This window comes from Paenibacillus sp. FSL H8-0537 (assembly GCF_038051995.1).
GTDB lineage: Bacteria > Bacillota > Bacilli > Paenibacillales > Paenibacillaceae > Pristimantibacillus.
This window is the reverse complement of sequence record NZ_CP150290.1, coordinates 5,361,369-5,385,685: the sequence shown is the minus strand read 5'-3', so window position 1 is coordinate 5,385,685 and position 24,317 is coordinate 5,361,369. Positions and strand designations below refer to the sequence as shown.

25 protein-coding genes are annotated in these 24,317 nt (G+C 52.8%); 17 read left to right on the top strand and 8 right to left on the bottom strand.

Features of this window, described 5'->3' with window-relative positions; translation table 11 throughout:
- Positions 1-74 precede the first annotated feature (74 nt).
- The 9 genes from MHB80_RS22730 to MHB80_RS22690 all read left to right on the top strand — a co-directional run bounded on the left by MHB80_RS22730 (position 75) and on the right by MHB80_RS22690 (position 9,901).
- Positions 75-1,061, top strand: a complete 987-nt coding sequence (locus MHB80_RS22730; RefSeq protein WP_341279117.1) for an iron ABC transporter permease — start codon at positions 75-77, stop codon at positions 1,059-1,061.
- Positions 1,061-2,071: an iron ABC transporter permease gene (locus tag MHB80_RS22725; protein WP_341279116.1), complete on the top strand. Its 1,011-nt coding sequence runs from the start codon at positions 1,061-1,063 to the stop codon at positions 2,069-2,071. The genes MHB80_RS22730 and MHB80_RS22725 overlap by 1 nt, the downstream gene beginning before the upstream one ends.
- 23 nt (positions 2,072-2,094) lie before the next feature.
- Complete coding sequence (locus MHB80_RS22720) at positions 2,095-2,676, top strand: nitroreductase (protein WP_341279115.1); 582 nt, start codon at positions 2,095-2,097, stop codon at positions 2,674-2,676.
- 228 nt (positions 2,677-2,904) lie between these two features.
- Positions 2,905-4,257 (top strand): LLM class flavin-dependent oxidoreductase, encoded by a 1,353-nt coding sequence (locus MHB80_RS22715; RefSeq protein ID WP_341279114.1) that lies wholly within the window; start codon positions 2,905-2,907, stop codon positions 4,255-4,257.
- A 25-nt stretch (positions 4,258-4,282) separates the two neighbouring features.
- On the top strand, positions 4,283-5,638 hold the full coding sequence (locus MHB80_RS22710) for an LLM class flavin-dependent oxidoreductase (protein WP_341279113.1): 1,356 nt from the start codon (positions 4,283-4,285) through the stop codon (positions 5,636-5,638).
- Positions 5,639-5,681: 43 nt separating this feature from the next.
- Entirely contained in the window at positions 5,682-7,025 is a 1,344-nt protein-coding gene (locus MHB80_RS22705; RefSeq protein ID WP_341279112.1) for an LLM class flavin-dependent oxidoreductase, read from the top strand.
- Positions 7,022-8,182 carry an LLM class flavin-dependent oxidoreductase gene (locus tag MHB80_RS22700; protein ID WP_341279111.1) on the top strand — a complete coding sequence of 387 codons (1,161 nt, stop codon included), beginning with the start codon at positions 7,022-7,024 and terminating at the stop codon, positions 8,180-8,182. Before MHB80_RS22705 ends, MHB80_RS22700 begins: the two co-directional genes overlap by 4 nt.
- Positions 8,183-8,197: 15 nt before the next feature.
- Positions 8,198-9,481, top strand: a complete 1,284-nt coding sequence (locus tag MHB80_RS22695) for an LLM class flavin-dependent oxidoreductase (protein ID WP_341283053.1) — start codon at positions 8,198-8,200, stop codon at positions 9,479-9,481.
- A 27-nt stretch (positions 9,482-9,508) separates the two neighbouring features.
- Complete coding sequence (locus MHB80_RS22690) at positions 9,509-9,901, top strand: AraC family transcriptional regulator (protein WP_341279110.1); 393 nt, start codon at positions 9,509-9,511, stop codon at positions 9,899-9,901.
- Between the two features lie 67 nt (positions 9,902-9,968).
- Here MHB80_RS22690 and MHB80_RS22685 read toward each other — a convergent pair whose 3' ends face one another.
- Together MHB80_RS22685 and ylbJ are read right to left on the bottom strand one after the other, a co-directional pair.
- The gene (locus MHB80_RS22685; protein ID WP_341279109.1) at positions 9,969-10,766 is read right to left on the bottom strand and encodes an NAD kinase; all 798 of its coding nucleotides are present in this window, start codon (positions 10,764-10,766) and stop codon (positions 9,969-9,971) included.
- A 107-nt stretch (positions 10,767-10,873) separates the two neighbouring features.
- Positions 10,874-12,046 (bottom strand): sporulation integral membrane protein YlbJ, encoded by a 1,173-nt coding sequence (ylbJ, locus tag MHB80_RS22680; RefSeq protein ID WP_341279108.1) that lies wholly within the window; start codon positions 12,044-12,046, stop codon positions 10,874-10,876.
- Positions 12,047-12,476: 430 nt separating this feature from the next.
- On the opposite strand from ylbJ, the gene MHB80_RS22675 reads away from it, so the two are divergent.
- Positions 12,477-13,118, top strand: a complete 642-nt coding sequence (locus MHB80_RS22675; RefSeq protein ID WP_341279107.1) for a hypothetical protein — start codon at positions 12,477-12,479, stop codon at positions 13,116-13,118.
- Here MHB80_RS22675 and MHB80_RS22670 read toward each other — a convergent pair.
- On the bottom strand, positions 13,009-13,860 hold the full coding sequence (locus MHB80_RS22670) for an alpha/beta hydrolase (RefSeq protein ID WP_341279106.1): 852 nt from the start codon (positions 13,858-13,860) through the stop codon (positions 13,009-13,011). The genes MHB80_RS22675 and MHB80_RS22670 overlap by 110 nt on opposite strands.
- Positions 13,861-13,985: 125 nt before the next feature.
- Here MHB80_RS22670 and MHB80_RS22665 point away from each other — a divergent pair, with 125 nt between their 5' ends.
- From MHB80_RS22665 to MHB80_RS22655, 3 genes are all read left to right on the top strand, one after another.
- The gene (locus MHB80_RS22665; RefSeq protein ID WP_341279105.1) at positions 13,986-14,573 is read left to right on the top strand and encodes a TetR/AcrR family transcriptional regulator; all 588 of its coding nucleotides are present in this window, start codon (positions 13,986-13,988) and stop codon (positions 14,571-14,573) included.
- A gap of 457 nt (positions 14,574-15,030) precedes the next feature.
- Positions 15,031-15,411: a globin gene (locus MHB80_RS22660; RefSeq protein ID WP_341279104.1), complete on the top strand. Its 381-nt coding sequence runs from the start codon at positions 15,031-15,033 to the stop codon at positions 15,409-15,411.
- A gap of 14 nt (positions 15,412-15,425) precedes the next feature.
- Entirely contained in the window at positions 15,426-16,133 is a 708-nt protein-coding gene (locus MHB80_RS22655) for a DUF2225 domain-containing protein (protein WP_341279103.1), read from the top strand.
- Positions 16,134-16,346: 213 nt separating this feature from the next.
- Here MHB80_RS22655 and MHB80_RS22650 read toward each other — a convergent pair whose 3' ends face one another.
- Both MHB80_RS22650 and MHB80_RS22645 read right to left on the bottom strand, forming a co-directional pair.
- On the bottom strand, positions 16,347-16,589 hold the full coding sequence (locus MHB80_RS22650) for a hypothetical protein (protein WP_341279102.1): 243 nt from the start codon (positions 16,587-16,589) through the stop codon (positions 16,347-16,349).
- Positions 16,586-16,786 carry a YycC family protein gene (locus tag MHB80_RS22645; RefSeq protein ID WP_341279101.1) on the bottom strand — a complete coding sequence of 67 codons (201 nt, stop codon included), beginning with the start codon at positions 16,784-16,786 and terminating at the stop codon, positions 16,586-16,588. Before MHB80_RS22645 ends, MHB80_RS22650 begins: the two co-directional genes overlap by 4 nt.
- Before the next feature lie 163 nt (positions 16,787-16,949).
- Here MHB80_RS22645 and MHB80_RS22640 point away from each other — a divergent pair, with 163 nt between their 5' ends.
- Positions 16,950-18,734, top strand: a complete 1,785-nt coding sequence (locus MHB80_RS22640) for a M3 family oligoendopeptidase (protein ID WP_341279100.1) — start codon at positions 16,950-16,952, stop codon at positions 18,732-18,734.
- 90 nt (positions 18,735-18,824) lie between these two features.
- Here the strand turns inward: MHB80_RS22640 and MHB80_RS22635 are convergent, their stop codons facing one another.
- Genes MHB80_RS22635 through MHB80_RS22625 form a run of 3 tightly spaced genes read right to left on the bottom strand, consistent with a single transcriptional unit; the run spans position 18,825 to position 21,489 of the window.
- Positions 18,825-19,670 carry an ABC transporter ATP-binding protein gene (locus MHB80_RS22635; RefSeq protein ID WP_341279099.1) on the bottom strand — a complete coding sequence of 282 codons (846 nt, stop codon included), beginning with the start codon at positions 19,668-19,670 and terminating at the stop codon, positions 18,825-18,827.
- Positions 19,671-19,694: 24 nt separating this feature from the next.
- A complete protein-coding gene (locus MHB80_RS22630) occupies positions 19,695-20,453 on the bottom strand; it encodes an ABC transporter permease subunit (protein ID WP_341279098.1) in 759 nt (252 codons plus the stop codon).
- Positions 20,428-21,489: an ABC transporter substrate-binding protein gene (locus MHB80_RS22625; protein ID WP_341279097.1), complete on the bottom strand. Its 1,062-nt coding sequence runs from the start codon at positions 21,487-21,489 to the stop codon at positions 20,428-20,430. Before MHB80_RS22625 ends, MHB80_RS22630 begins: the two co-directional genes overlap by 26 nt.
- Positions 21,490-21,784: 295 nt before the next feature.
- Here MHB80_RS22625 and MHB80_RS22620 point away from each other — a divergent pair, with 295 nt between their 5' ends.
- The 3 genes from MHB80_RS22620 (at position 21,785) to glpX (ending at position 24,310) form a co-directional block, all read left to right on the top strand.
- A complete protein-coding gene (locus MHB80_RS22620; RefSeq protein WP_341283052.1) occupies positions 21,785-22,483 on the top strand; it encodes a helix-turn-helix transcriptional regulator in 699 nt (232 codons plus the stop codon).
- Positions 22,480-23,280 carry a pyruvate, water dikinase regulatory protein gene (locus MHB80_RS22615; RefSeq protein WP_341279096.1) on the top strand — a complete coding sequence of 267 codons (801 nt, stop codon included), beginning with the start codon at positions 22,480-22,482 and terminating at the stop codon, positions 23,278-23,280. Before MHB80_RS22620 ends, MHB80_RS22615 begins: the two co-directional genes overlap by 4 nt.
- 67 nt (positions 23,281-23,347) lie before the next feature.
- On the top strand, positions 23,348-24,310 hold the full coding sequence (gene glpX, locus MHB80_RS22610) for a class II fructose-bisphosphatase (protein WP_056041492.1): 963 nt from the start codon (positions 23,348-23,350) through the stop codon (positions 24,308-24,310).
- Positions 24,311-24,317: the final 7 nt, after the last annotated feature.

Below are 24,317 nucleotides of genomic sequence, written 5' to 3'. Positions count from 1 at the left end.
GTGGTGAGTAGGCAGAGTGTCCCTGCTGCGGCAGAGCTGGCGCTCTGCCGCCACGCTTTTAGGGAGGAACGGATTTGAATATTCGGCTTATGGGCATTGTGCTCGGTATTGTATTTGTCATCCTTGGCCTTGCAGCCAGCATCGCTGTAGGAAAATCAATGGTTCCGCTTCATACGGTCATCGATGCGTTTACCTCATTTGACGGCTCAAGGGAGCATCTGATCGTTCGCACGGTCCGTGTGCCGCGCGCGCTAATGGCGATGATGGTCGGAGCATCGCTCGGGATGGCGGGAAGCATTATGCAGGCGATTAGCCGCAATCCGCTGGCGGGCCCCGAGATGCTCGGAAGCAACTATGGGGCGGCGCTGCTGCTCGTCATTTCCATGTTTGTATTTGGCTTTACGTCTTCGCTTGTCCATATGTGGGCGGCACTGCTCGGGGCTGGGCTTGCCTGTCTCGTAGTTTTTATGCTTGGCTCGCTGGGCCGGGGAGGCCTTACGTCCATTAAGCTGATTTTGGCGGGCGCCACAATCAATATGCTGCTTGCCTCCATGGTGCAGGGCATTCTTATTTTCAGCGAGGAGTCGCTGGATGAAATGCGCTTCTGGATGGCGGGTTCATTAACCGGTGGCAGTATGGAAATGTTCGTGCGCGTGCTGCCATACATGCTGGTCGGGATCACGGGCGCTCTGGCGCTCAGCCGGCAAATCAATTTGCTTAGTCTCGGCGATGAGGTTGCTCAGGGGCTGGGGCTGAAAATCGGCCTAATGAAGACGGCGGCGCTGTTCATCGTCATGTTCCTTATGGGAGGCTCTGTCGCTATTGCTGGGCCAATCGGCTTCATTGGTCTTGCGGTTCCGCATATCGTCAGATTTATGGTCGGACTGGATTATCGCTGGATTATTCCTTATTCTGCGCTGTTTGGAGCGGGCTTGCTGCTGCTGGCGGATATCGCCGCTCGCTTTATTTTTCCCTATCAGGAGCTTCCGGCAGGTGTAGTGACGGCGATGGCAGGCGCTCCCTTCCTCATTTATTTGGCTCAAAGGAGGGAGAAGCGATAATGTCCCGTTTCACTTTATCCGCCTCCGCCCCTTTGTGGCCCGTCATAGTTGTCCTGATTGCCGCCAATTTTATCGTTCTCTCGATGAGCATTATGATCGGAGAATATCCTGTACCGCTGTCACAAGCGTGGAAAACGATCATCGGCATTGGCGAGCCTGAATATGAGTTTGTCGTCAATCAGCTGCGCTTTCCAAGGTCGCTGGTAGCCTTTCTAGTCGGCTGCGGGCTGGCGCTGTCAGGTGCCATTTTACAAGGGATTACCCGCAATCCGCTGGCTGCCCCAGGTGTTATTGGCATTAACGGAGGTGCTGCCTTAATGGCGGTTACCGCCATTATTGCCCTGCCATCGGTGCCGATTGCGCTGCTGCCTTTTATTGCGTTTAGCGGGGCGCTTGGAGCGGCTGCGCTTACGTATTTTCTTGCTTGGCGACGTGGAGCTGCACCAATGCGGCTGCTGCTTGTCGGCGTAGGGGTGGGCGCGGCCTCACACGCATATATTACCTTTTGGATGACGACGCGTCACGTTCAGAACATTAAGCAGGCGATGATCTGGCTGATGGGAAGTACATATGGAAGAACATGGGATCATTTTTGGCCGCTGCTTCCTTGGCTGCTCATTTTGTTTCCGACAGCGCTTCTTATGTCGCGGACCTTGGATATTTTGAAGCTTGGCGATGAGCTATCCATCGGGCTTGGCAGCTCGGTTGAGCGTTCACGCGGCCTTTTACTGCTCATCAGCGTAAGCTTGGCTGGCGCTTCTGTCGCGATGGCCGGCACCATTGGGTTTATTGGCTTGATGGGACCGCATATTGCGAGGCAATTGGTGGGCCAGACGAGCCGCAGGCTGCTAAGCGTATCGGCTTTAGTTGGCGGCTTGATCGTGATGTCTGCCGACCTGCTGGGACGTGCGCTGCTGCCGCCTATTGAAATCCCTACAGGCATTATAACGACAGCTATTGGAGCGCCCTATTTAATCTATTTGCTGTACCGCAATCGCAATCGTCCATAACTGGACACAAGGAGGAGAAAACGATGCATACGGACAAGTCCGCTCTGCCGAATACGGTATCGCAACTCATAAAGGAAAGGCGCACGGTGAGGGTTTTCAAGGAAGATCCGGTATCCGTGGAGACATTGACGGAGCTGCTCGATGTAGCGGTCTGGGCCCCTAATCATAATTTGCGCGAGCCTTGGCGTTTTATCGTGTATGAAGGGGAGGGGCGCAAAATTTTCGCAGATGCGGTGCTGTCCACCTTCTCGCCGGAGGAGCTGGCAAAGTATGGCGAGCACCGGATGAAGGAGTACATGCTTACCCCGCTGCATTTAATGGTCGTGCTCAAGGAGGACCCGCGTCAAAAGCAGTGGGATGAGGATTTTTCGGCCGTATGCTGTCTCATTCAAAATCTTCAGCTTGCCGCCTGGGAGAAGGGAATTGGCATGGTGTGGAAGTCGAATCCTTACATGTATAATCCGAAATTTCGCGATGAGTCTGGTGTAGGCGTACAGCCGGGTGAAAAAATTGTCGCCGTGCTCCATATTGGCTATCCGCGAGTGATTCCCCATGCTGCCCCGCGTACTCCAGCGCGTGAGCTTCTTACAATTGTTAACAAATAATTTACATTAAATTTAGTTTAATTTTCTATAAAATCCGAAGACTCTTGGAATCTAATGATTCTAAGAGTTTTTTAATAATTTTAATATAGAAAAATAGGGCAAAAATGTACATGGATTAACTTTAAGTATTTCGTTAAAATCGTAAATGAAAATCGTTATCAATATTAGAACGCAGAGTCGCCATCCCGTTCCAGGGTGACCCTATATCCTTTTGAGGAGTGGTAGAAGATGAGTTATGGCAAAAAGAAGATGCATTTGAACTTGTTTCTGCGAAATACAGGGCATCACGAAGCGTCATGGCGCCATCCGGGCAGCGACCCGAATGGGGTGACGGATATCGACTATTATATAAAGCTGGCGAAAATTGCCGAAGCGGGCAAGCTGGATTCGCTATTTCTCGCCGATTCCTACGGCCTGCCGCCAACGATGCAGTTTCTGGTGCAGCAGGCGCTGGAGCCGTTCACACTGCTATCGGCACTCGCGATTGCGACAGGCCGCATCGGATTGATCGGGACGGCTTCGACAACCTATAATGAGCCCTTCCATGTCGCCCGCAAATTCAATTCGCTGGATCATATTAGCCGGGGCCGGGCGGGCTTTAACATTGTAACCTCGACGGGCAATGCGACGGCCTTCAACTTTGGCGCGGCTCCGCTGCCGGAGCATACCGACCGTTATGAGCGGGCTGGCGAGTTTATGGAGGTGGCGAAGGGGCTATGGGACAGCTGGGAAGAGGACGCGGTCGTTGCCGATAAGGCGCAGGGACTTTATGTGGACCCGGATAAGCTGCATGAAATCAACCATGTTGGCCGCCATTTCTGTGTGTTGGGGCCGTTAAATTTGCCGAGGTCGCCACAAGGACATCCCGTGCTGGTACAAGCGGGAGCATCGGATACCGGCAGAGAGTTTGCCTCTCGTATGGCGGAGGCTGTTTTTACCGCGCAAAATACGCTTGAGGATGGACGGAGCTTTTATGCGGATGTGAAAGGACGGATGGCGAAATATGGCCGCTCGCCAGAGCAAATTAAAATTTTGCCGGGCTTTTGTCCGGTCATCGGCGATACATCGGCGGAGGCGAAGGAGAAGGAGCGCGAGCTGAATGAGCTGACCCAGCCGGAATACGGGGTGTACCGTTTATCCAATTTACTGAAGATGGACTTGCGCGGTTATCCGCTCGATGGTCCGCTGCCTTTCGCAGAGCTGGCGAAAAATCATGAAATCAATTCGCAAAAAGCACGGCATCAGCTGTATCTGGAGCTGGCGCAGCGGGAAAACCTGACGATCCGGCAGCTTATATTGCGGACAGCAACGTCGCGTGGACATTATTCGATGTCAGGCACGCCGATTGAAATTGCCGATGAGATGGAGCGCTGGATAAAGCAGGGGGCAGCAGATGGCTTTAATTTGATGCCGCCTTACTTCCCGAGCGGACTAGAGGAATTTGTCGATAAGGTCATTCCCGAGCTGCAAAATCGCGGTCTGTTCCGCACCGATTATGAAGGCACGACGCTGCGGGAGCATTACGGGCTGGAGCGGCCAGAGCGCTCTTCATCCAGGCAGTCGGTTATTTCCGCCCAATAAAAGGGCAGTGGAAGGGGAGGAAGGAATGAAGGCGACCGACAGGCAGCTTCACCTGAATGTGTTTCTTATGGGCAATGGCCATCATGAGGCCGCTTGGCGGCTGCCGGGAAGCAGCCCGCAGGATGTTACAAATGCCCGCTATTACGTCAAGCTGCTGCAAACGGCGGAGCGTGGCAAGCTCGATTCCTTATTTTTGGCTGATTCGTATGCGCTGCCCCCGACTATCCGATACAAGGTGCTGCAAAGCTTGGAGCCGTTTACGCTGCTTTCTGCGCTTGCTATGCTGACTAGTCGGATTGGATTAATCGGTACGGCTTCGACGACTTACAGCCATCCGTATCATGTGGCGCGGCAGTTTGCTTCGCTTGATTTTATTAGCGGCGGCCGTGCCGCTTGGAACATTGTGACATCAACCAATGATGCCACTGCCCACAACTTTGCTGATGAGAAGCTTCCGGAGCATGGGGAGCGTTATAAGCGCGCTGCAGAGTTTTTGGAAGTGGTGCAGCGGCTGTGGGACAGCTGGGAGGACGATGCGCTTGTACAGGATAAGGAGAGCGGCATTTACGCTGATCCTGGCAGCATACACGAGATACGCCATGAAGGCAGCTATTTTTCGGTGCGAGGCGCACTGAATTTGCCGAGGCCCCCGCAAGGGCAGCCCGTACGGGTGCAGGCCGGCGCTTCGGAGACGGGCAAGGAATTCGCGGCGCATGCAGCGGAGGTCGTGTTTACGGCACAAAACAGCTTCGCGGACGGCTGCCTCTTTTATACGGATTTGAAATCGCGAATGAAGAAATATGGAAGGCAGCAGGATGAGCTGAAAATATTGCCGGGGTTTTGCCCGATTATCGGCGATACGGAAGCTGAAGCTAGGGATAGGGAGGCCGCGCTTCATGACCACATCCAATTTGATTACGGTCTGCTGCGTCTCTCTAATTTGTTCAGCACCGACATGACCGGGTTTGAGCTGGATGGACCGGTACCCGTCGATTTTCTGGCGCAGCAAAGCGAAGTGAATGGCCACCGCGGACGCTACCAGCTTTATGTGGAGCTTGCCCGCCGGGAAAAGCTGACGATGCGTCAGCTGATTATCAAAACGGCCGCCTCGCGCGGACATTATTCGATGGTAGGCACGCCAGTGCAAATTGCCGATGAAATGGAAAAATGGTGGCGCGGCGGAGCGGCAGACGGCTTTAATGTCATGCCTCCATATTTGCCGGAGGGGCTGGAGCTGTTCGTGGACAAGGTGGTGCCGGAGCTGCAAAACCGCGGTATTTTTCGCAGTGAATATACAGGAACAACTTTAAGGGAGCATTATGGCCTGCAGCGCCCTGCCAGCATCTATGGGCGGACGGGGCAATTGGCAGCCAAGAGATAACGGCAGTGATGCCCTAACATGCTATGTCGAAAGGAATGAAGGAATGATTTCAGCGAAGCGGAGCATGCATATTAATTTATTTCTGATGAACACCGGGCATCATGAGGCGTCATGGCGCCATCCGGCAACAGATCCCCGCCGCATTACCGATTTGAATTATTATCGTGAGCTTGGACGAATTGCTGAACGGGGAAAGCTGGACTCGTTGTTTCTCGCGGACACCTTAGTGCTGCCTCCGACAGTTGAGCATAAAGTGCTGCATGGACTGGAGCCGTTCACACTGCTGTCAGCCATCGCCGCCGTTACCGATAAGATTGGGCTGATTGGCACAGCCTCAACCACCTTTAACGATCCCTTCCATATTGCCCGCAAATTTGCCTCACTGGACTGGATCAGCGCAGGACGGGCTGGCTGGAACATTGTGACAACGGCAAGCGAAAGCGCAGCTTATAACTTTACGGATGCGGCTTTGCCGCCGCATGACAAGCGCTATCGCAAGGCAGGCGAATTCGTAGAGGTAGTGAAGGCGCTGTGGGACAGCTGGGAGGATGATGCGCTCGTTGCCGATAAGGAAAGCGGCTTATACGCCGATATGGCGAAAATCCATCCGCTGAATCATAAGGGCGAGCATTTCGCGGTGAGCGGCCCGCTTAATATGCCGCGCTCCCCTCAAGGCCACCCGCTGCTCGTACAGGCGGGGTCATCCGAGGATGGCAAATCATTCGCTGCAAGGGTGGCGGAAGCGGTATTCACTGCTCAGCCTACCTTCGAGAGTGGACAGGCCTTCTACGCAGACATCAAGTCGCGTATGCAGGAGTTTGGGCGGAGCCCGGACGAGCTGTGCATTTTGCCGGGTTTTTTCCCGATTATCGGCGATACGCTAGCTGAGGCGCAGGACAAGCAGCGTGAGCTGGATGAATTGACGATTGTTGCATATGGGCTGAAGCGGCTGTCGACACTGTTCAAGATCGATTTGACGGATTGTCCGCTCGATGAGCCAGTACCGCTCCATCTGCTGCCGCGTCATGAGGAAATCAACGGCAATCGAGGGCGCTATGAGCTCGTTGAAGGTATGGCCCGCAAGGAAAAGCTGACGCTCAGGCAGTTGATTATGCGCACCGCAGGATCACGCGGACATGCATCGCTTACGGGTACGCCGCTGCAAATTGCGGACGAGCTGGAGCGGTGGTTTGTCGGCAGGGCGGCGGACGGTTTTAATTTAATGCCTTCGCATATGCCAGATGGACTGAGCGATTTCGTCGACAAGGTCATTCCCGAGCTGCAAAACAGGGGCTTGTTCCGTACCGAATATACGGGAAATACATTAAGAGAGCATTACGGGTTCAGTCGTCCTGCCAGCAGGCATAAACTGGAGGCTCATATATGATGGGCGGTGGAAGCGAGAATCGCCAGCTGTACATGAGCGTTGCAATAGATGGCCTTGATTACCTGGAGTGCGTGCAGCTTGCGGAAGCGGCAGAGCGTGCTTGTCTGCACGCTATCCTTGTTCCGGACAGCAGCATGAGTCCGAAGCCGCTGGACGCAACGGGACTTATCGGTCAAAGGGGCTCGGCCAATGGTGATGCCGCGTCTTCTGCCGTGCTGGAGCCATTTACTTTGCTGGCGGCCTTGTCGGCTTCGACGAGTACGATTGGCCTCATTGCGGAAATCCATACCGCCTTCCATGAACCTTTTCACGCGGCGCGCAAACTGGCTGCACTGGATTATATGAGCGGCGGCAGAGCAGGCTGTCTTGTGCTGCCGGGGCAGGAAAATGCCGCTGCAAATTTCGCTCGAACCGATCAGCTGCAAATGCGCCAGCCCTGCTACGAGGCTGCCGCCGCTGCGGAGTTTGGTGAAGCCTTGCGGCAATTGTGGGACAGCTGGGATGACGATGCGCTTATGTATGATAAGCAGGCAGGGCTGCAATTTGATGAAGCGAAGGTGCGCGAGGTCCATTATGCAGGACGCTATTACAGTACGCGTGGCCCGCTGAATATTGCTCGTCCCCCGCAAGGCTACCCGCCACTGGTAGCTCGAATCAGGGAGCAGGCGGACAAGCTTGCTGCAGCCAGCGGGGCAGACGTCATCATTATTGAGCCGCAATCGCTGGAGGAAGCCGCCGAGCTAGGATGCGAGCTGCGAGAGCTGCTGCGCCAGCAGGGAAGGCAGCCGGAGCAATGCCGGATTTTGGCCAGTGTGACGCCGCTTGTACAAAGCAGTGCCAACAACCATGCGGAATGCTCATTGCAAATGGGTGGCGGCTTTGAAGGCGGGGCAATAGAGGTTCAGCATTCCCGTGAGGGAAATGTACAGCAATTAGCAGAATGGATGCGGAAGTGGCAGCTTTCAGGGGCAGTTGACGGTTTTCATATGGAGCTGCTGCCGCATGCTGCGCTTGACAGCTTCAGGTATGTTGAAGAACGGCTCATTCCAGAGCTGCAGAAAAGAGGGATATTTCGCCAGGCAGCGATTGATGGCGGGACGCTGCGGGATCAACTGGCGCTTCCAAGGCCGATTAATTCATTTCACGCCATGCGGTAAAGGGGGACGTTGCAACTGAATGAGGACAATCGCAAAATACGCTTAAATGTATTTGTACACGGAACGGGTCATCATGAGGCAGCTTGGCGGCATCCCGGCATGCAGCCGCGCCAGACGCTGGATATCGTCTATTACCGCCATCTTGCGGAGGTGGCCGAGCGCGGAATGATGGATTCTATTTTTGTCAGCGATGCCTATTTTGGAAAAATCAATAAGCTGGAAGCGACTACGCTGCTGGGGGCGCTGGCTGCTGCTACAAGGCATATCGGCCTCATTGCCACGGTTGGTACGACCTACTATGAGCCGTATCATCTCGCCCGGCAAGCGGCAACGCTTGATCATATTAGCGGCGGTAGGGCAGGTTGGAATATTGTGACGGGAAGCGCCGATGAGACGGCCTTTAATTTTGGCCGAGCAGCCCATCCCGAGCATGGACAGCGCTACCAGCTGGCGAAGGAATTTGTTGAGGTTGCGAAGCAGCTGTGGGACAGCTGTGAGGAAGGAATCGCTGTTCATACCGCTGGCTCTACTAACGGTGTTGGAACTGCTCGACATTATGCGGTGAAAGGGCCGCTCCATGCTCCTCGTCTGCCCCAGGGCTATCCGGTGCTCGTCCAGGCGGGCTCCTCGGAAAGCGGCAAAGCGATGGGCGCAGAAATGGCCGACGTTATTTTTACAGCCCAGCAAACCTTTGAAGCAGCATGTACTTTTTATACAGACGTCAAGGGTCGTCTTCCGGCATACGGAAGAAAGGCTGGCGAGCTGTTGATTATGCCTGGGCTATGTCCGATCGTAGCGGATACGCTTGGGGAAGCACGGGAGCTGGAAGAAGAGCTGAATCAGCTCGTTCATATGGAGGATGCGCTGAGGCGGTTATCGCGGCGATTTGCCGCAGATTTGTCCTCGTACCCGCTCGATGGCCCGGTACCGCTGCATTTGGCAAAATCGTCTGGTGAAATTAATTCGCTGAAAAGCCGCCAATCGCTGCTGCTTGAGCTTATCGAAGAGGAGCAGATGACGATTCGCCAGTTTGTCCATCGCTTTGCGAATGGGCGCGGCCACTATGCTTTTACGGGAACGGCAGTGCAGCTTGCAGATGAAATGGAAAAATGGTTTCACGGCGGAGCGGCGGATGGGTTTAATGTGATGCCGCAAATTTTCCCGAGCGGGCTGGAGGCTTTTGTGGAAAAAGTCATTCCTGAGCTGCAAAATAGAGGGCTGTTTCGAACAGCCTATGAAGGAGCATCATTGCGTGAGCGTTTGGGGCTTAAGGCGCCAGCTCAGCACTGCAAGGTCTAAGGTTAATTAGCCAGAGGAGTGAGCGCTATGGGAGAAACATCGTTGAATGGATCGAAGAAACTGATTGAGAAGACGATACACTACATGCAAACTCATTTTCATGACAAAATCGATATGGTTACGTTATCCTCAATGGCGGGACTGACTACAAGCTCATACTCCCGGCTGTTTAAACAAACGATGAAGGAGCCGCCAATAAAATATTTAACGAGATTGCGCATTGAGCGGGCCAAGCGCCTGCTTTACCATAATGCAGGTCCGGTTAAGGAAGTGTCTGCCGCAGTTGGCTATGGCGATGAATTTTATTTTAGCCGCATCTTCCACCGTATGGTGGGAATACCACCATCCCGTTATGGAAAGCAGAAGGAGATGGGCAAGGAAGAAGGCAGTGTGATGAACGAGGAGCTGTTTATTCATTAAAAAAAAGAAGCTGCCCTGCAGGCTAATTGCCTGAGGGGCAGCTTCTTTATTCGGCGCTTGCTCAGATTTAGACTTCGTGCATATCCACGAAGGCATCGCGGACGCGATTCCAGAACGGGAATGGGCGATAGCGGGCGAAGCTGACCTTGCGGCTGGACACATTGCAGCGTATGGATAAAATGTCGCTGCGCAATATGCTGAGCTGGTCGATAGTCAACAGCATCCGCTGGTTTTTCTTCGAGATAATGTCGCAGTGGTGATGCTGCGGCAGCAGCAGCGAAGAGCCCAGCGTCCGGAAAACGCGATTGTTAATAGAAGCAATCTCGGCAATTTGTATTGAGGCAATGGACGGATGGACGATAGCGCCCCCGACGCTTTTATTATAGGCGGTACTGCCTGAAGGCGTCGAAATAACGATACCATCGCCACGGAACATTTCGAAGGGCTCATCATTGACATTGATTTGAGCGACGAGCGTGCCGTCTACCCCTTTAAGCGTGAACTCGTTCAGCGCCATATAATGAAATTTTCCCTCGGTCGTCTCGACCTCGATTTCCGCGAGCGGATAGCGGACGATGCTAAGCTCCTTCTCGGCCATTAAAGCGACGAGCTCGGGAAGCTCATTTTTTTGCCAGTCGGCATAAAAGCCCAAATGTCCGGTATGTACCCCTACAAAGGCGACATCCATAATGCGATCAACATATTTGTGAAAAGCCTGCAGCAGCGTGCCGTCTCCACCTATGGATACGACAATTTCAGGCGCGTCGTCATTTCGGTTGAAGCCGCGCTCCGCTGCGAGCGTATGGAACTGTTCCGCCAGTGACTGGGATATGGAATCGCCTCTGTCGATAACGGCATATTTCAAGGAATGCAGCCCCTTTTCAAATCTTCTGGTTACGTTCCCTTAAATGATATCGGAATACAGCCGTAAATTCAATGTGCGCAGCACATTTCATCCGAGAAATCTGGGTATTAGGGCCCGAGCCATCCCCATAACGCATAAACGAGCCCAAATGCGATAAAGCCGTGCAGCAGCCTTGCGAGCATAAGCGGCTTGTAGCGCATATCGGTTTTGCTGACGAGGCTGGCCACCTGGGCGTGGACGGATAAGCCTCCCCATGACAGCACCCAGGCTGCGATTGCCGTTTGATGCAGCAGGCCTGTGCCAGCTTCACCTGCGGCGCGGGCGCCGAGCGTTACTTCGAACAGGCCGAAGATGGCGGCATCAGCGAGGGCGGGCGGAAGCCCAACCAGCTCGAACAGCTGCCGCAGCATAGCAGCAAGCACGGTAATCAGGCCGGCTGATGTCAGCATCTCCATAATGACGGAGAAAAAAACAACGAGGCCGCCGACGACGATCATTAGCCGCAGCGCGGATTGAATCGCCTCCTGCAGCAGCTGGCCGAGGCCTCGCCTGTCAAGCAGGCGTGCCTCATGCATCGCCTTCAGCGCTTCCGCAAGGCGAGAACGGCGCAGCGAGCGTGGGTGCTGCAAGTGCTGTGAATGTTGTGAGTGCTGCAAGTGCTGCGAAGATGTTGTCGTATTCAGCGGCTGATGGCCTGCCGAGCCGGGCTTTGTGCCAGAATCGGACAGGCTGCTGCTGCGCCGGGCTTCGGTAATCGGCGCATGCGGGTCGTGGAAGCGCATGAGCAGGCCGATGATGAGCGCGCCGCCATAATGGGCGGCGGCTAGCACAGGCGCCAAAGCAGCATTGTGGAAGAAGCCCACGGATACGGCGCCGATTAGGAAGATGGGATCGGATGTCGTCGTAAAGGCGACAAGCCGTTCTCCCTCTGTACGGTTGATGAGCTGCTGCTCATAGAGCTTGGCTGTCAGTCTGGCGCCAACCGGGTAGCCTGATATATAGCCCATTGCCACAACGAAGCTGCCAATACCCGGGAGCTTGAACAGCGGGCGCATGAGCGGGTCCAGCAGCTTGCCGAAAAAATGGACGATGCCGAAGCCAAGCAGCAGCTCGGAAATGACGAAGAAGGGGAAAAGGGCAGGAAACAGCACCTGCCACCATATCGATAAGCCTCGCAGGGCAGATTCCAGCGCTTCATTCGGAAATACGGCCATTAACAGGGTAAGGAACACAGCGGCTAATCCTGTTAAGGCAGCGGGATGCGAGAGCGTGCGCAGCATGGTCAAGTCCTCCCCTCAAAATGGCGCTTCACAGTCAAAGGGACTTGTCCCGGTAAATAGGCAAGCAGCCCGTAGGCCCGGCAGAAGTCCTTTTATCATCTTTATGCACAAACTAGGACATCCATCACTTGCAAAGGAGGAAAAGCCTATAAAAATATTTTTAGTCCCAGAAAGAAAACGCTTGCAAAAAGGGTGGACGCGGGATTATTTTATGGTACAATAGAATTACCTTTGAATGCTTGGAGTGATGGGAATGAGTATAATCGCTGGCATCCTCGTCTGTGCTTTCGTCTATGTAATTAGGGAATCGCTTACAGCACCAGGAGAAGAGGACTACGAAGGCTACCACTAAAATAAACCTTATACTTTCACAAAGCCCGCATATGGATATGCGGGCCTTTTTTCATATAACGGCTTTGCAGATGACATCATGCATTTGAACAGCAGCTCCGTACCTGACAGCACGCTTGAATTTGTGCTTCAAGCGGTCAGAAGCCAGGACCGGGAGCTGCTGCCCAAAGCGGTCGAGCGTATGCTTGCAGCAGCATGCAGCTACAAAGTAGAGCAAGCGACGGTTGCGTTGTCCAAGCTGGCCTCCGATCTTCAGAAAATAGCGAAAACCGGTCTTGCCGAGAGCATAACGCGGCATGCGGATTTCCTCGATCATTATCAGCGCATTTGGCGTATACGCAGTCACGCTGAGCTGCGGGCCTGGCTGGAGAAGCTGTGTTTTGATGCATTTGGGAAGCTGAACGATTTAAATACGGTGCAAACCCGAAATTTGGCCAGCGAAGCCATCGCATATATCCGCAACCATTTCGGTGACCAGACGCTTTCCTTGAATGGTCTTGCAGAGAAGCTGACGATTAGTCCGCCTTACTTGAGCCGCCTGATTACAGAAGCGACGGGCAGCAGCTTTCCCGATTTTGTCAATTTGGTCAGTCTAAGGGGTTCTATGGCAACTAACGGACGAGTTCGGAAGAGGCGTTGTTTAGCCAATGTGCGAGCTCAGTTGCAAAGGCCTCTGGCTGATCCTCTTGGACATATGTACGCGAGTTTTGTATCAGCTTGAAGGTGGACTGTTGAAAAATAGCGTCGACCCGCAGCCCCAATTGCTGCGGAAACAGCTTGTCGTCGTCGGCTCCCCATAGGACAAGCACCGGTTGGCGAAATTGGCGAAGCTGCTCGGCAGCCTGTAGCGTGATGCGGGGAGACCATCCCTTTACAACCTTCCTGAAGTCGGCCCGAATGCCGCGTTGCCTAATAAACGATGAAATATAGAGCGTGGACGCCTCATGCTTGGTCAGGCGATGAGAGAGGAGGCCAAGCACGAGAGGCGTTGTAAGCAAAGCTTTGCAACGGAATAATTGGGCCATGAGCCACGTAAAGCCGGGAATGCGGACACCGGCTTTCAGCGAGGCAAACGCCTTGGGAGGGAAAACCTCAAATGCATCGGTGTTGCACAGAAGAAGATGAGAAACACGATCCGGATAAAGCGATGCAAAAACTTGCCCGTAAGCGCCTCCCGTGTCATTGCCGACAAGAACGATGTTGTCAAGCTTCAGGGCTTCGATAAACTGTTCTAGAATGAGCGCAACGCCGTGCGGCGAAAGATCCGCCTTGTGGGCAAGCGGAATGGCATGACCGCCAAGCGGAAGGTCGGGAACGATGCAGCGAAATTCGCTCGACAAGAGTGGAACAACTTTCCGCCATGTATGTCCGTTGCTCAAAGCTCCGTGCAAAAAAATGATGGTTCTGCCGCAGCCCTCATCCCGGTAGCGAATGGTGCCTGCCTCAATGGTTAATGTTTTCAATCGCATCAGCCTCCCCATTTGGTTGTGCAGAAAGTATAACATACTCTCGGTATGTTATACATACCAAGAGTATGTTGCGGGCTAAAGCTTTTCCAAATAGGCGGTTCAGCAGTTATAATACAGGTATGAGCGAAAAACGACGAAAAAAACAAGATGCCGAATGGACGAAGGAAGCATTGCTGCAGCAGGCGCAATTGCAATTTGCCGAATACGGCTATGCGGGAACTTCAATTGATGAAGTTGTAAGACGGGAACAACTGACGAAAGGAGCAGTCTACTACTATTTCAAGGATAAAAAAGATTTGTTTGCCCAGGTGGTGGATCGGCTTCTAAATCGTATGGTGCAGCAAATCGCAACGACCATTGCACAAAAGAGCGACCCGTGGGAAAAAGCGTTGACCGCCATCGATACGTATTTGGAGGGATGCCTTGACAAGGAGTATCGGCAAATCGTATTGAGGGACGCACCGGTAGTGCTGGGCTGGACGGAATGGCGGGAGAAGGAGCGGCAAAGCGTGGTTGGTTTGTCGACTTTGCTGCTGGAGCAATTAATGGAAGCGGGACTTATGAAGAGGCAGCCTTTGGACATGCCCGCCTATATGCTGTTTGGCGCGGTAACGGAAGCGGGGATCGGCATTGCCGAATCAGACGATCCGGCGCGTGCCCGGGAGCAGGCCAAACAAGTAATTAGAAGTATATTGCAAGCTCTTTAAAGTTGCGAGGCGAGAGCTTCATGTCGAATGGCACCTATGCAAATGCAAAGCGAAAGAATAAAAAAGTTGGACGGAAAACATGACATGTTTCTGCCCGATTTTTTTAAAGCAGATACGCAGAATAAGGCTTGTAAGCTTGAAAATTAAGGCGGTACAGCTGCTAGTTAAGCGCTGTGCCGTCTTTTTTTGTGCTGCCTGCCTCATTGACCTTGTAGTGAAGCTCGTAAAAATGAGCAAGCAAGCTGTTCAAATAACGTCTGATTAATCACGAATTCGCCGCTTTTAGATGGGAATAGAAATTAAAAGCAAGCTTAATTATATTATAATAGGCTTATGGCCCAGAACGAACCGGGACAAAGGGGCCGGAAGGAGGGTGATACGAGGCAAAATTGTTGAGACAGCCAAATTTTTCTGTGATATAATACTAAATACCTACTAATTGGAGCTGAAAATGACGATGAATAGGAATATAAGCCTCTATGAAGCACTTGGAGGAGATAGGTCTTTAAGACTTATTGTGGAAGCATTTTACCCGAAGGTACAAGCTCATCCCCTTCTTGGTCCGCTGTTTCCGGAAGATATTAATCCGGTTATGGAGAAGCAGCACATGTTTCTCACCCAGTTTTTTGGAGGGCCAACGCTGTTTTCTGATGCTTTCGGCCATCCGATGATGCGTGCTCGGCATATGCCTTTCGAGATTACGCCACAGCGTGCTGAGGCTTGGCTCGATTGTATGAACAGAGCGCTACAGGAAGTAGGCATTGAGGACGAGCTAAGACAATTTGTAATTGAACGACTATCAGGACCTGCCCATCATTTTGTAAACACACCGGAATAGGAGATGTGGTCTGTATGGAACCGCTATACGAAACGAAAGTACAATGCATTTGCTGTGAGACAAGCTTTATAACCTCGCGCGTGCGTCCTAGTTTTAAGAAAGCGGTGAAGTCAGACACAGACTTCTGCGGATATTATAAAGCGGATATAAATCCCGATTATTATGTCGTTCGCGTATGCCCAACATGCGGCTATGCGTCGACGGAGAATGGAACGGAACGGCTGAGCGATAAACAGAAGATGAGCTATTATGAAAATATTGGCTCGCGCTGGGCTGCACGTGAGTTTAGCGGAGAGCGCACACTTCAACAGGCTATGGCTACGTACAAGCTGGCGCTGTTGTCGGCCCAATCGGTGAGCGAGTCCCAACGTGTTATCGCTGGCATTTTGCATCACATTGCATGGTTGTACCGCTATGAAGGCAACCACGCCGAAGAGCAGCGGTTTCTGAGATTTGCGCTGCAAGCCTATTTAAGAGTTTTTGAAGGGGAAGGCGCGGAGCTTAATGGCGCTAAGCTGATGTATTTGATTGGCGAGCTGAACAGACGCATCGGCGAACGTGCTGAGGCTGTGCGCTGGTTCTCGCGCATCGTGAATGACAAGCGCATTATGGATGCCGCGATGATACGGGCAAGCCGCGAGCAATGGCAGCTCATTCGCGAGGAGCAGGAAACGAGCAGAATGCTGGAGCAAGAGCCGCATGGCGAACTGACATCTGCTTAATACGAATCAGGCATGAAGCAGTCTGGTACAAATAAAGAAGCTTTCGCATTTCCGCTGTAAGCAGCGGGTGCGGAAGCTTCTTGTTTTTGCTGTGAGGCCAGCGGGCAATTGCCTGCTAGCCTGATTTAGTTGAACGGGAGCAGGAGGCTTCAGACAAGGGACAGGCGCTCTATTTTTCATAAAAGGCTTGGAGGGCTTGTCCGCGCTGCCTGGTTAGCTGCCTAGCTTGCGCAAGCGCTCAGTTGCCAGCAAATAGTCGCCATCTACATCGATGATCGTTACTCGGTTGTGGCAGCAGGGAAAGACCAGCAGCTTTTTTTTGCCTTGCTGAATGAGCGGAATTTCCTTGGGACGAATCGGGAGTAACACATTGCTGGCCTGGCAAAATGGACAAGCATGTACATAGATATCATTCATGATGATGTCGTAGGGCCAGGTGTTCTCAAACGGAATCATACAGGCTTGTCTCCTGAAGCTTCATCTTCAGAAGGGTTCGCAGCGGCTGCGCTCGCCTGTGCTTCGGCTTTGGCGAGCTCCCCGAGCTTTTGCAGCAAAATGTGCTTTGGCATATGCATTAAGTGTTCAATCGGTATGCCGAGCTGCTTAGACAGCTTGATTGCGGTATCCGCTGAAATTTGTAAAGGCTGGGACATGGTAGAAATCCTCCAATCTGTATATAATTAAGTTATACACCGCCTCCGGAGAATGCGCAAATGAAAAGCGAATCTTGCGGGCGGTTTTTAGTGAAATAGAAGCAATTATAAGTTTCACACCTATTAATAGGCTGATGATTGGGCAAGGAGAGGAGATAGGCGAATGTCAGTTGGTCATTATTCATTAACATGGAATTTGGACTCTATTTATGCAGGAGGAGCGGGCTCGGAGGCTTTTGCAGCGGAGCTGGCTGCGGTGCAGCAGGAACTGTCGGAGCTAGAGGAGCTGCTGGCAGCACCGCAGGAGGGAGCTACATATTTAAACAAGGCAACGGAGCTTGTACAGTCGGTTTTGCTGCGGATGCGCCAGTCGGATTCATTCGTAGCTTGCTTGACCGCGCAAAATATGAAGGACAAGGCGGCAACTGCTCTGAATGATCGCATTAAAACATTGAATGCGGCTTTTCAGGGCGCGCTGACGCGCTACGATAATGTGCTGCGGAGTGTGGACGATGCCAGCTGGGCAGCGTGGATCAGCGAAGGGCCAGCGGCTGAGATTGCATTCAGCTTGACGGAGCGCCGCGAGCAGGCGAAGGAGAAGCTGTCTCCGGAGCTGGAGTCTTTAATCGAAGATATGGCGGTGGACGGCTATCATGGCTGGGGAGATTTGTACAATCTCGTCGTATCGCGGGCGAAATTTAATGATGTCGATGCAGATGGCGAGAAGCGCGAGCTTTCGGCAGGACAGATGTTTAATAAGCTGTCAGCTAGCGACCGTACGGTGCGGCAGGCGGCTTTTGCCGAGTGGGAACGGGAATGGGGCGAACAGGCTGATCTGTGCGCAGACGCCTTGAACCGAATATCGGGCTTCCGCCTGAAATTGTATGGCAAGCGCGGCTGGGATTCGGCGCTCAAGGAGCCGCTGCAAATGAACCGGATGAGCGAGAAGACGATCGGGGCCATGTGGTCGGCGATCAATGAGGGCAAGCCGGAGCTGGTCAAATATATGCAGCGCAAAGCGAAGCTGCTTGGTGTCGAGCAGATGGATTGGCACGACATGTATGCGTCCATCGGTACGGCGGAGAAGGTTGTCAGCTACGACGAGGGCGCGGCGCAAATTTTGGAGCAGTTTGCGAAGTTCAGCCCGGAGCTGGCCGCTTTTTCGGAAAAAGCATTTGTAGATAAATGGATCGAGGTTGAGGATCGTCCGGGCAAACGTCCTGGAGGCTTCTGTACTTCTTTGCCGAAAAGCAAAGAGACAAGAATTTTTATGACGTATTCGGGTACAGCATCGAATGTGTCGACACTCGCGCATGAGCTTGGACATGCTTACCATCAGCATGTCATGAATGATTTGCCAGCCTATTCGCAGGAATATGCGATGAATGTGGCAGAAACAGCCTCGACGTTCGCAGAGCTGATCGTATCGGATTCCGCGCTCAAGGCTGCTACGGACAAAGATGAGAAAATCGCTCTGCTGGAAGAAAAATTGAGCAGCGCGGTGTCCTTTTTCATGGATATTCATGCGCGGTTTTTATTCGAGACGCGTTTCTATGAGCGTCGTGCCGAAGGCATGCTGACCGTGGAAGAGCTGAACAAGCTGATGGAGGAAGCGCAGCATGAAGCATTCTGCGGCGCATTCGGACAGGTGCATCCGTTGTTCTGGGCATCGAAGCTGCATTTCTACTTTACGGATGTGCCTTTCTACAACTTCCCGTATACGTTCGGCTACTTGTTCAGCGCGGGCATTTACGCACGGGCAGTGAAGGAAGGAGCAGCTTTTGCTGACCGCTATGTGGCGCTGCTGCAAGATACCGGCCGCATGACAGTTGAGGATTTAGCGCAAAAGCATTTGGGCGTCAACTTGGAGGAACCGGATTTCTGGCGTGAAGCGGTCGCTTTGACGACTGCCGATGTAAAGCTGTTCCTGGAGATGACGGAGGAATAACGCAGTTCGCTTATGATTGAAGAAAAAGAAGCCAGCAGAGCCGGGAAAAGCTTCCCGAGCCCTGCTGGCTTCTTAGGTGTAGGCTTAAATTTAAGTTTCCGCGCCAATGAGCTGTTTTAGCCGCTTATGATCTGCTTCGTTAAAAGCGGACCCAAGGCTGGTCTCCACTGGGTGCGTGATGCTCATTTGGTATTCGTCGCTGACTTTAATCCGCTGCTGCTCTTCATGAATGTCCAAAGCTATGGAGGCGGGGGAGCCTGCAAGCAGAACAATTCTCGAACCAAGCCTTAATGCTTCATCGCAGTCATGGGTGACGAGGAGTACGGTAGGCTTGTCCTTCTCCCATAGATTAAGCAGCAGCTGATGCATGTTTAGCCGTGTGGCCGGATCAAGACTTTGAAATGGCTCATCCATCAGCAGCCATTCAGGGCTTGCGGCGAATGCCCGCACGAGCGAAACACGCTGCCGCATGCCGCCACTGAGCTGGTGGGGGAAGTGATGGATGGCAGAGGCAAGTCCTGCTTCGCGGAGCAGCTCAATGACCCTATCGCGAGCGATGCTGTTTTTTGCAGACTTGGAGCTGCTTTGGCCCAGCACCCACAGTACATTATCCAGCACGGTTTTGCCGGGCAGCAAGCGTGGCTCTTGGAAAACGCAGCTGATGCGATGCTTGATGCTGCTGCTATTGCCTTTACTGATGTTGTTGCTGAAATTAGTGCTAGTGCTAGTGCTAGTGCTAGTGCAATTGCAATTGCTGTTGCGAGTCACCCGGCCTTGCTCGGGCTTCTCCAAGCCTGCTGCACAGCGAAGAAGCGATGTTTTGCCAATGCCGGAGGCGCCCATTAGGCAGGTGATTTTTCCCTCGCCCAATTGCAAGAAAAAATCATGGAATATCGTTTTGCCGCCAAAGCTCAGCTTGATGTTGTCGAACTGCATCAGCGATTCTCCTTCAAGATCATGTTATTCGGCACCTGCTGGCCCTTTGCGATGGAGCAGCTTTCGTGCGAGCTGCTCCATCGATAGGCCGAGCAGGGCAATGACGAGCGTCCATGCCATAACGTCCGGCATTTCCAAGTAAATCCGCGCCGTATTCATCGACGCGCCAATCCCCGTATGTCCGCTAATAAGCTCCGCCATGACCACCGTTTTCCAGCCCATACCTAGATTGACCATAATAGCTGCTGACCAGAAGGGCTTTAATGCGGGCATGTAAATCCCAGTAATCCGTTTACCAGTGCTTACTTGGTACACGGCGGCCATTTCCAGCAGCTCATGGGGCGCTTGTCTAACCCCTTCTACCGTATTGAAAAAGAAAACAGGCATAAGCGCTATCATTACAATGAGCACCTGCGCACCACCGTTCGTGCCAAACCACATGATGGCCAGCAGCATCCAAGACACCGGTGGCACCGCCTGAAGCAGTGAAATGGCGGGACGAATAAACGCATGTACGCTTTCCCGCCAGCCGGCGGCTGCACCTATACCGGCTCCAAGCAGGAAGGCGAGAGCGAAGCCTGTGGCAAAACGGGCGATAGTACGCTTAAGCGGCTCCCACAGCTGACCTTCGGCAATGAGTGCTGCTAATGCTTGCAGCGTTTCGACGGGGCCGGGCAAAATGACCGGCGGATACAAACGCGCCGCTCCCGCCCAAGCCAGCAGCAGAAGCAGCGCAGTACTTATTGGCTGCAAGCGATTACGGCGCGTAGTAGAAGCCATCATCCGGCAGCTTGCCCCCGACTGACTCTGGCGCCAGTTTCAGCAATATATCAAAGTAGCGATCGGTCTCTTGCCTTGCCTCTGCGGCGGTTTTGAAAGTGAGCATGATTTTGCCCATGGCCTGCGTCAGCACAGCTTCCGGCATGCCGAAGGCTTCGGCGGCTGCCGTTAGATCCGCTCCTGGCTGAATGGCTTCCTCCAGCGCTGTTTTATACTGGCTTTGGAAAGCGGCAATCGCCTCTTTATTGGTTTTGGCCCATTCGCTATTGACGAATATGCCTGTTTGCGGCAAGCTTTCGCCAAATGCTTTTTGCCACGCTGCATCATAATCGACCACTTGGGACAGCTTGCCTTCCAGCTTTATGCGCAGTCCGCTAAGAACTGGCTCCGGCAGCACAGCATGCTTGATCGTTCCCGCAGCAAGCTGCTGCATCATATCCGGAATTGTCGAATAGGCGAGCTCGATGTCCGAAGCAAGTGCGGCTTCTTTTATCAAATATTTCGTCAGGGTGTCAGGAGGGCCGCCTTGGCCGGGAATATATACGGTTTCGCCTGCGAGATCGGCGAGCGTTTGTTTTTCCGTATCCGTCGATATGAGGTACATAGAGCCCCATGTATTAACTTGAATGAGCTGCACCGGCAAGCCTTTGGCATAAAGATTGCTGCCTACATTAAGCGGTGCTGCAATAAAGGCGGCATCGCCGTTTTGGATGCGGGCAAGCAATTGCTCAATCGTATCCCAAGTTTCGATTTTAAGCGCAATGGTATCGGCAGGCTTGTCCGCCGCAAGAAGTGCCGGAATGAGCGAAGGCGCTTTTGGCGTTAGCAAAGTGACAGCTTGCGCTTCCTGTGCAGGTGCTTCAGTGGCCTGCTGCTGTGCCGCAGCTTCGGCCGTTGTCTCTGCTGCTGCCGTCGCATTCGAAGCGGGGCTTGAAGCCTGCGGCTCCTGCTCGCTGCTGGAGCAGCCGGCAATAATCATGGCTGCAGCAAGTGTGCCTGCCATTAGCAGTCTGCTGATCTGGTGACGAAATGTACCCATTTGTTTGTCCAACTCCTTAAGTGTTTGTGTGGTTTCGTTAAGAATCATTCTCAATTATAGAGGGTGGAGGAGAATGCACCATCCCATAAATGTGGGATATGACTCGCGCCTTAAGGAGACCAAGCGTCATATAGCGGTCATTTTTTTCGAAAAGGTCATGAATAAGCATTATATCGTTCTCTTTAATCCGCTATCAGAAACACTAATAGCATTATGTCGTCTTATATATTGTGCATTATATTTATATGTGTTATATTAATTGCGGATAATGACCATTTAATATGATGACTATCTTATAGATAGATATGGTCGAGAGGGGGAGAGAACGGTCATACAGCTATCATCCAGGCAGTTAGAGCTTATTGAGCTGGTAAAGAAGCATGCGCCTGTTACCGGAGAGCAACTTGCAGATTATATAGGCGTGAGTCGTCCTACTCTGCGCTCGGATTTTTCGCTGCTCGTGATGCTGGGGCTTCTTGATGCCAAGCCTAAAGTCGGTTATTTCCTAGGCAATGCTTACCTCGGCATCGACAACTCGGAAACGAGGCAGCGCTTTGATCATATGAAGGTTGCTGAAATACAAGGCGTGCCAGTGAACATACCGGATACCCTTTCCGTTCATGATGCTGTTATCACTTTGTTTACCGAAAATGCGGATACGCTGCTGATTGTTAATGAAGATAAAAAATTTGTCGGCATCGTTACGCCCAAGGACTTGCTGAAAATTACGCTAGGCAATGCGGGAGCTGCATCCATTCCAGTAAGCATGGTCATGACGCGCTTCCCGAATATCGTGACGCTTTCCAGCGATGATTCGGTGGCGGATGCGATTCGCAAAATGATTTTACATCAAGTGGACTGTTTGCCGGTTATTACGTCGGTGGACGAGTCCGGTCAAGGTCCCGAGGTTACCGGTTGGGTGTCCAAATCCAATATAATTCGTCTGATGTCGGACATCGCAGCAGCAGAGGAACTGGGGGAACAGGGTTTATGACAGAAGAAATCATATACGTGTGCTCCGATGCCGTAGGCGAAACAGCTGAGGCAGTGGCGAAAGCAACGCTGCGGCAGTTTTCTTCGGAGCATGTCAAAATTAAGCGTTATGGTCACATGAAGACGGAGGACGAGGTTATTCAGCTTGTTGCCGAGGCAGCACGCACTGGCGGCTTCATCAGCTATACGCTCGTCCAGCCGGAATTGCGCGAGCTTATGAAGCAAGAAGCTTTACGCTGGGGTGTTCGCGCAGTCGATGTGATGGGTCCGATGATGCAAGCCTACGTGGATACCTTTGGCAGCTTTCCCAAACGCAAGCCCGGCTTGCTGCATTCGATGGATGATGAATATTATCGCCGAATGGAAGCGATTGAGTTCGCGGTTAAATATGATGATGGAAAAGATGCGAGAGGTTTTATGCAGGCCCAAGTGGTGCTGATCGGCGCATCGCGGACGTCGAAGACGCCGCTTAGCGTGTTCTTGTCCCACAAAGGCATTAAAGCGGCGAATTTGCCGCTGATGCCAGAGGTAAAGCCGCCAGCTGAGCTGTACCCATTGCCAGGCCGGCTTATTGTTGGCTTGACGATGCAGCCGGAGCAACTGCTGCACATAAGGTCCGAGCGTTTGAAGACGCTAGGCTTGCCGGGTTCGGCCCAATACGCTTCCATGGAACGCATCATGGAGGAGCTTAATCATGCATCGCGCGTTATGGAGGAGCTGGGCTGCCCTGTCATTGATGTGACGAGCCGGGCGATTGAGGAAACGGCTGGCATTATTATAGAAATGATGAACAGCTAGAATTGCTGGACAAGAAGGTATAGAAGGCGAAAAGTTGGCAATACGAAGGAGAGGGAGATAACAGATGCTGGAACGCGAATTATCTTTGGAGCTTATACGAGTAACGGAGCTTGCCGCACTTGCGGCTTCTCCATGGATGGGACGCGGCGACAAGCATAGCGCAGACGGTGCGGCAACGGAAGCGATGCGCAGCATGTTCGACACCGTTTCCATTCGTGGAACCGTTGTAATTGGCGAAGGCGAGATGGATGAGGCGCCGATGCTGTATATCGGAGAGCAGGTCGGCAGCATGAATGGTCCTGAGGTTGACGTGGCAGTAGACCCGCTTGAGGGTACTGAGATCGTTGCCAAGGGGCTAAATAATGCTATGGCTGTCCTTGCTGTAGCGCCGAAAGGCCAATTGCTGCATGCCCCTGACATGTATATGGAGAAGCTTGCAGTGGGCCCTGCGCTTGCCGGGAAGCTGTCGCTGCGCGACCCGATTGTGACAACGCTTGAAAAAGCGGCCCTCGCCCTTGATAAGCCAGTATCTGATCTCACCGTCATGATTCTCGATCGAGAGCGTCATGCAGATACCATTCTAGAGCTGCGCAAAGCAGGTGTCCGAATCAAGTTTCTGTCAGACGGAGACGTAGCGGGCGCGATGGCACCTTCCTTCCCAGAAGCGGGCATTGATTTGTATGTAGGCTCTGGCGGTGCGCCTGAAGGTGTGCTGGCAGCTGCTGCACTTAAATGTCTAGGCGGAGAAATTCAAGGACGCCTCATGCCGGAAAATGAAGAGCAGTACGAGCGCTGCATTTCTATGGGGCTGTCCGACCCTCGCAAAATTTTGTATATCAACGATATGGTCGGCACGGATGATGTGATTTTCGCTGCGACTGGCGTTACGCCAGGCGAGTTTATGGGCGGTGTTCGTTATTTGCCCGATCAGCGGGCTGAGACACATTCGATCGTTATGCGGGCCAAAACCCGTACGATTCGTTACGTGAAATCGCTCCATTACTTGCCGAACAAACCGCTGTTGCGATAGGGTGCTT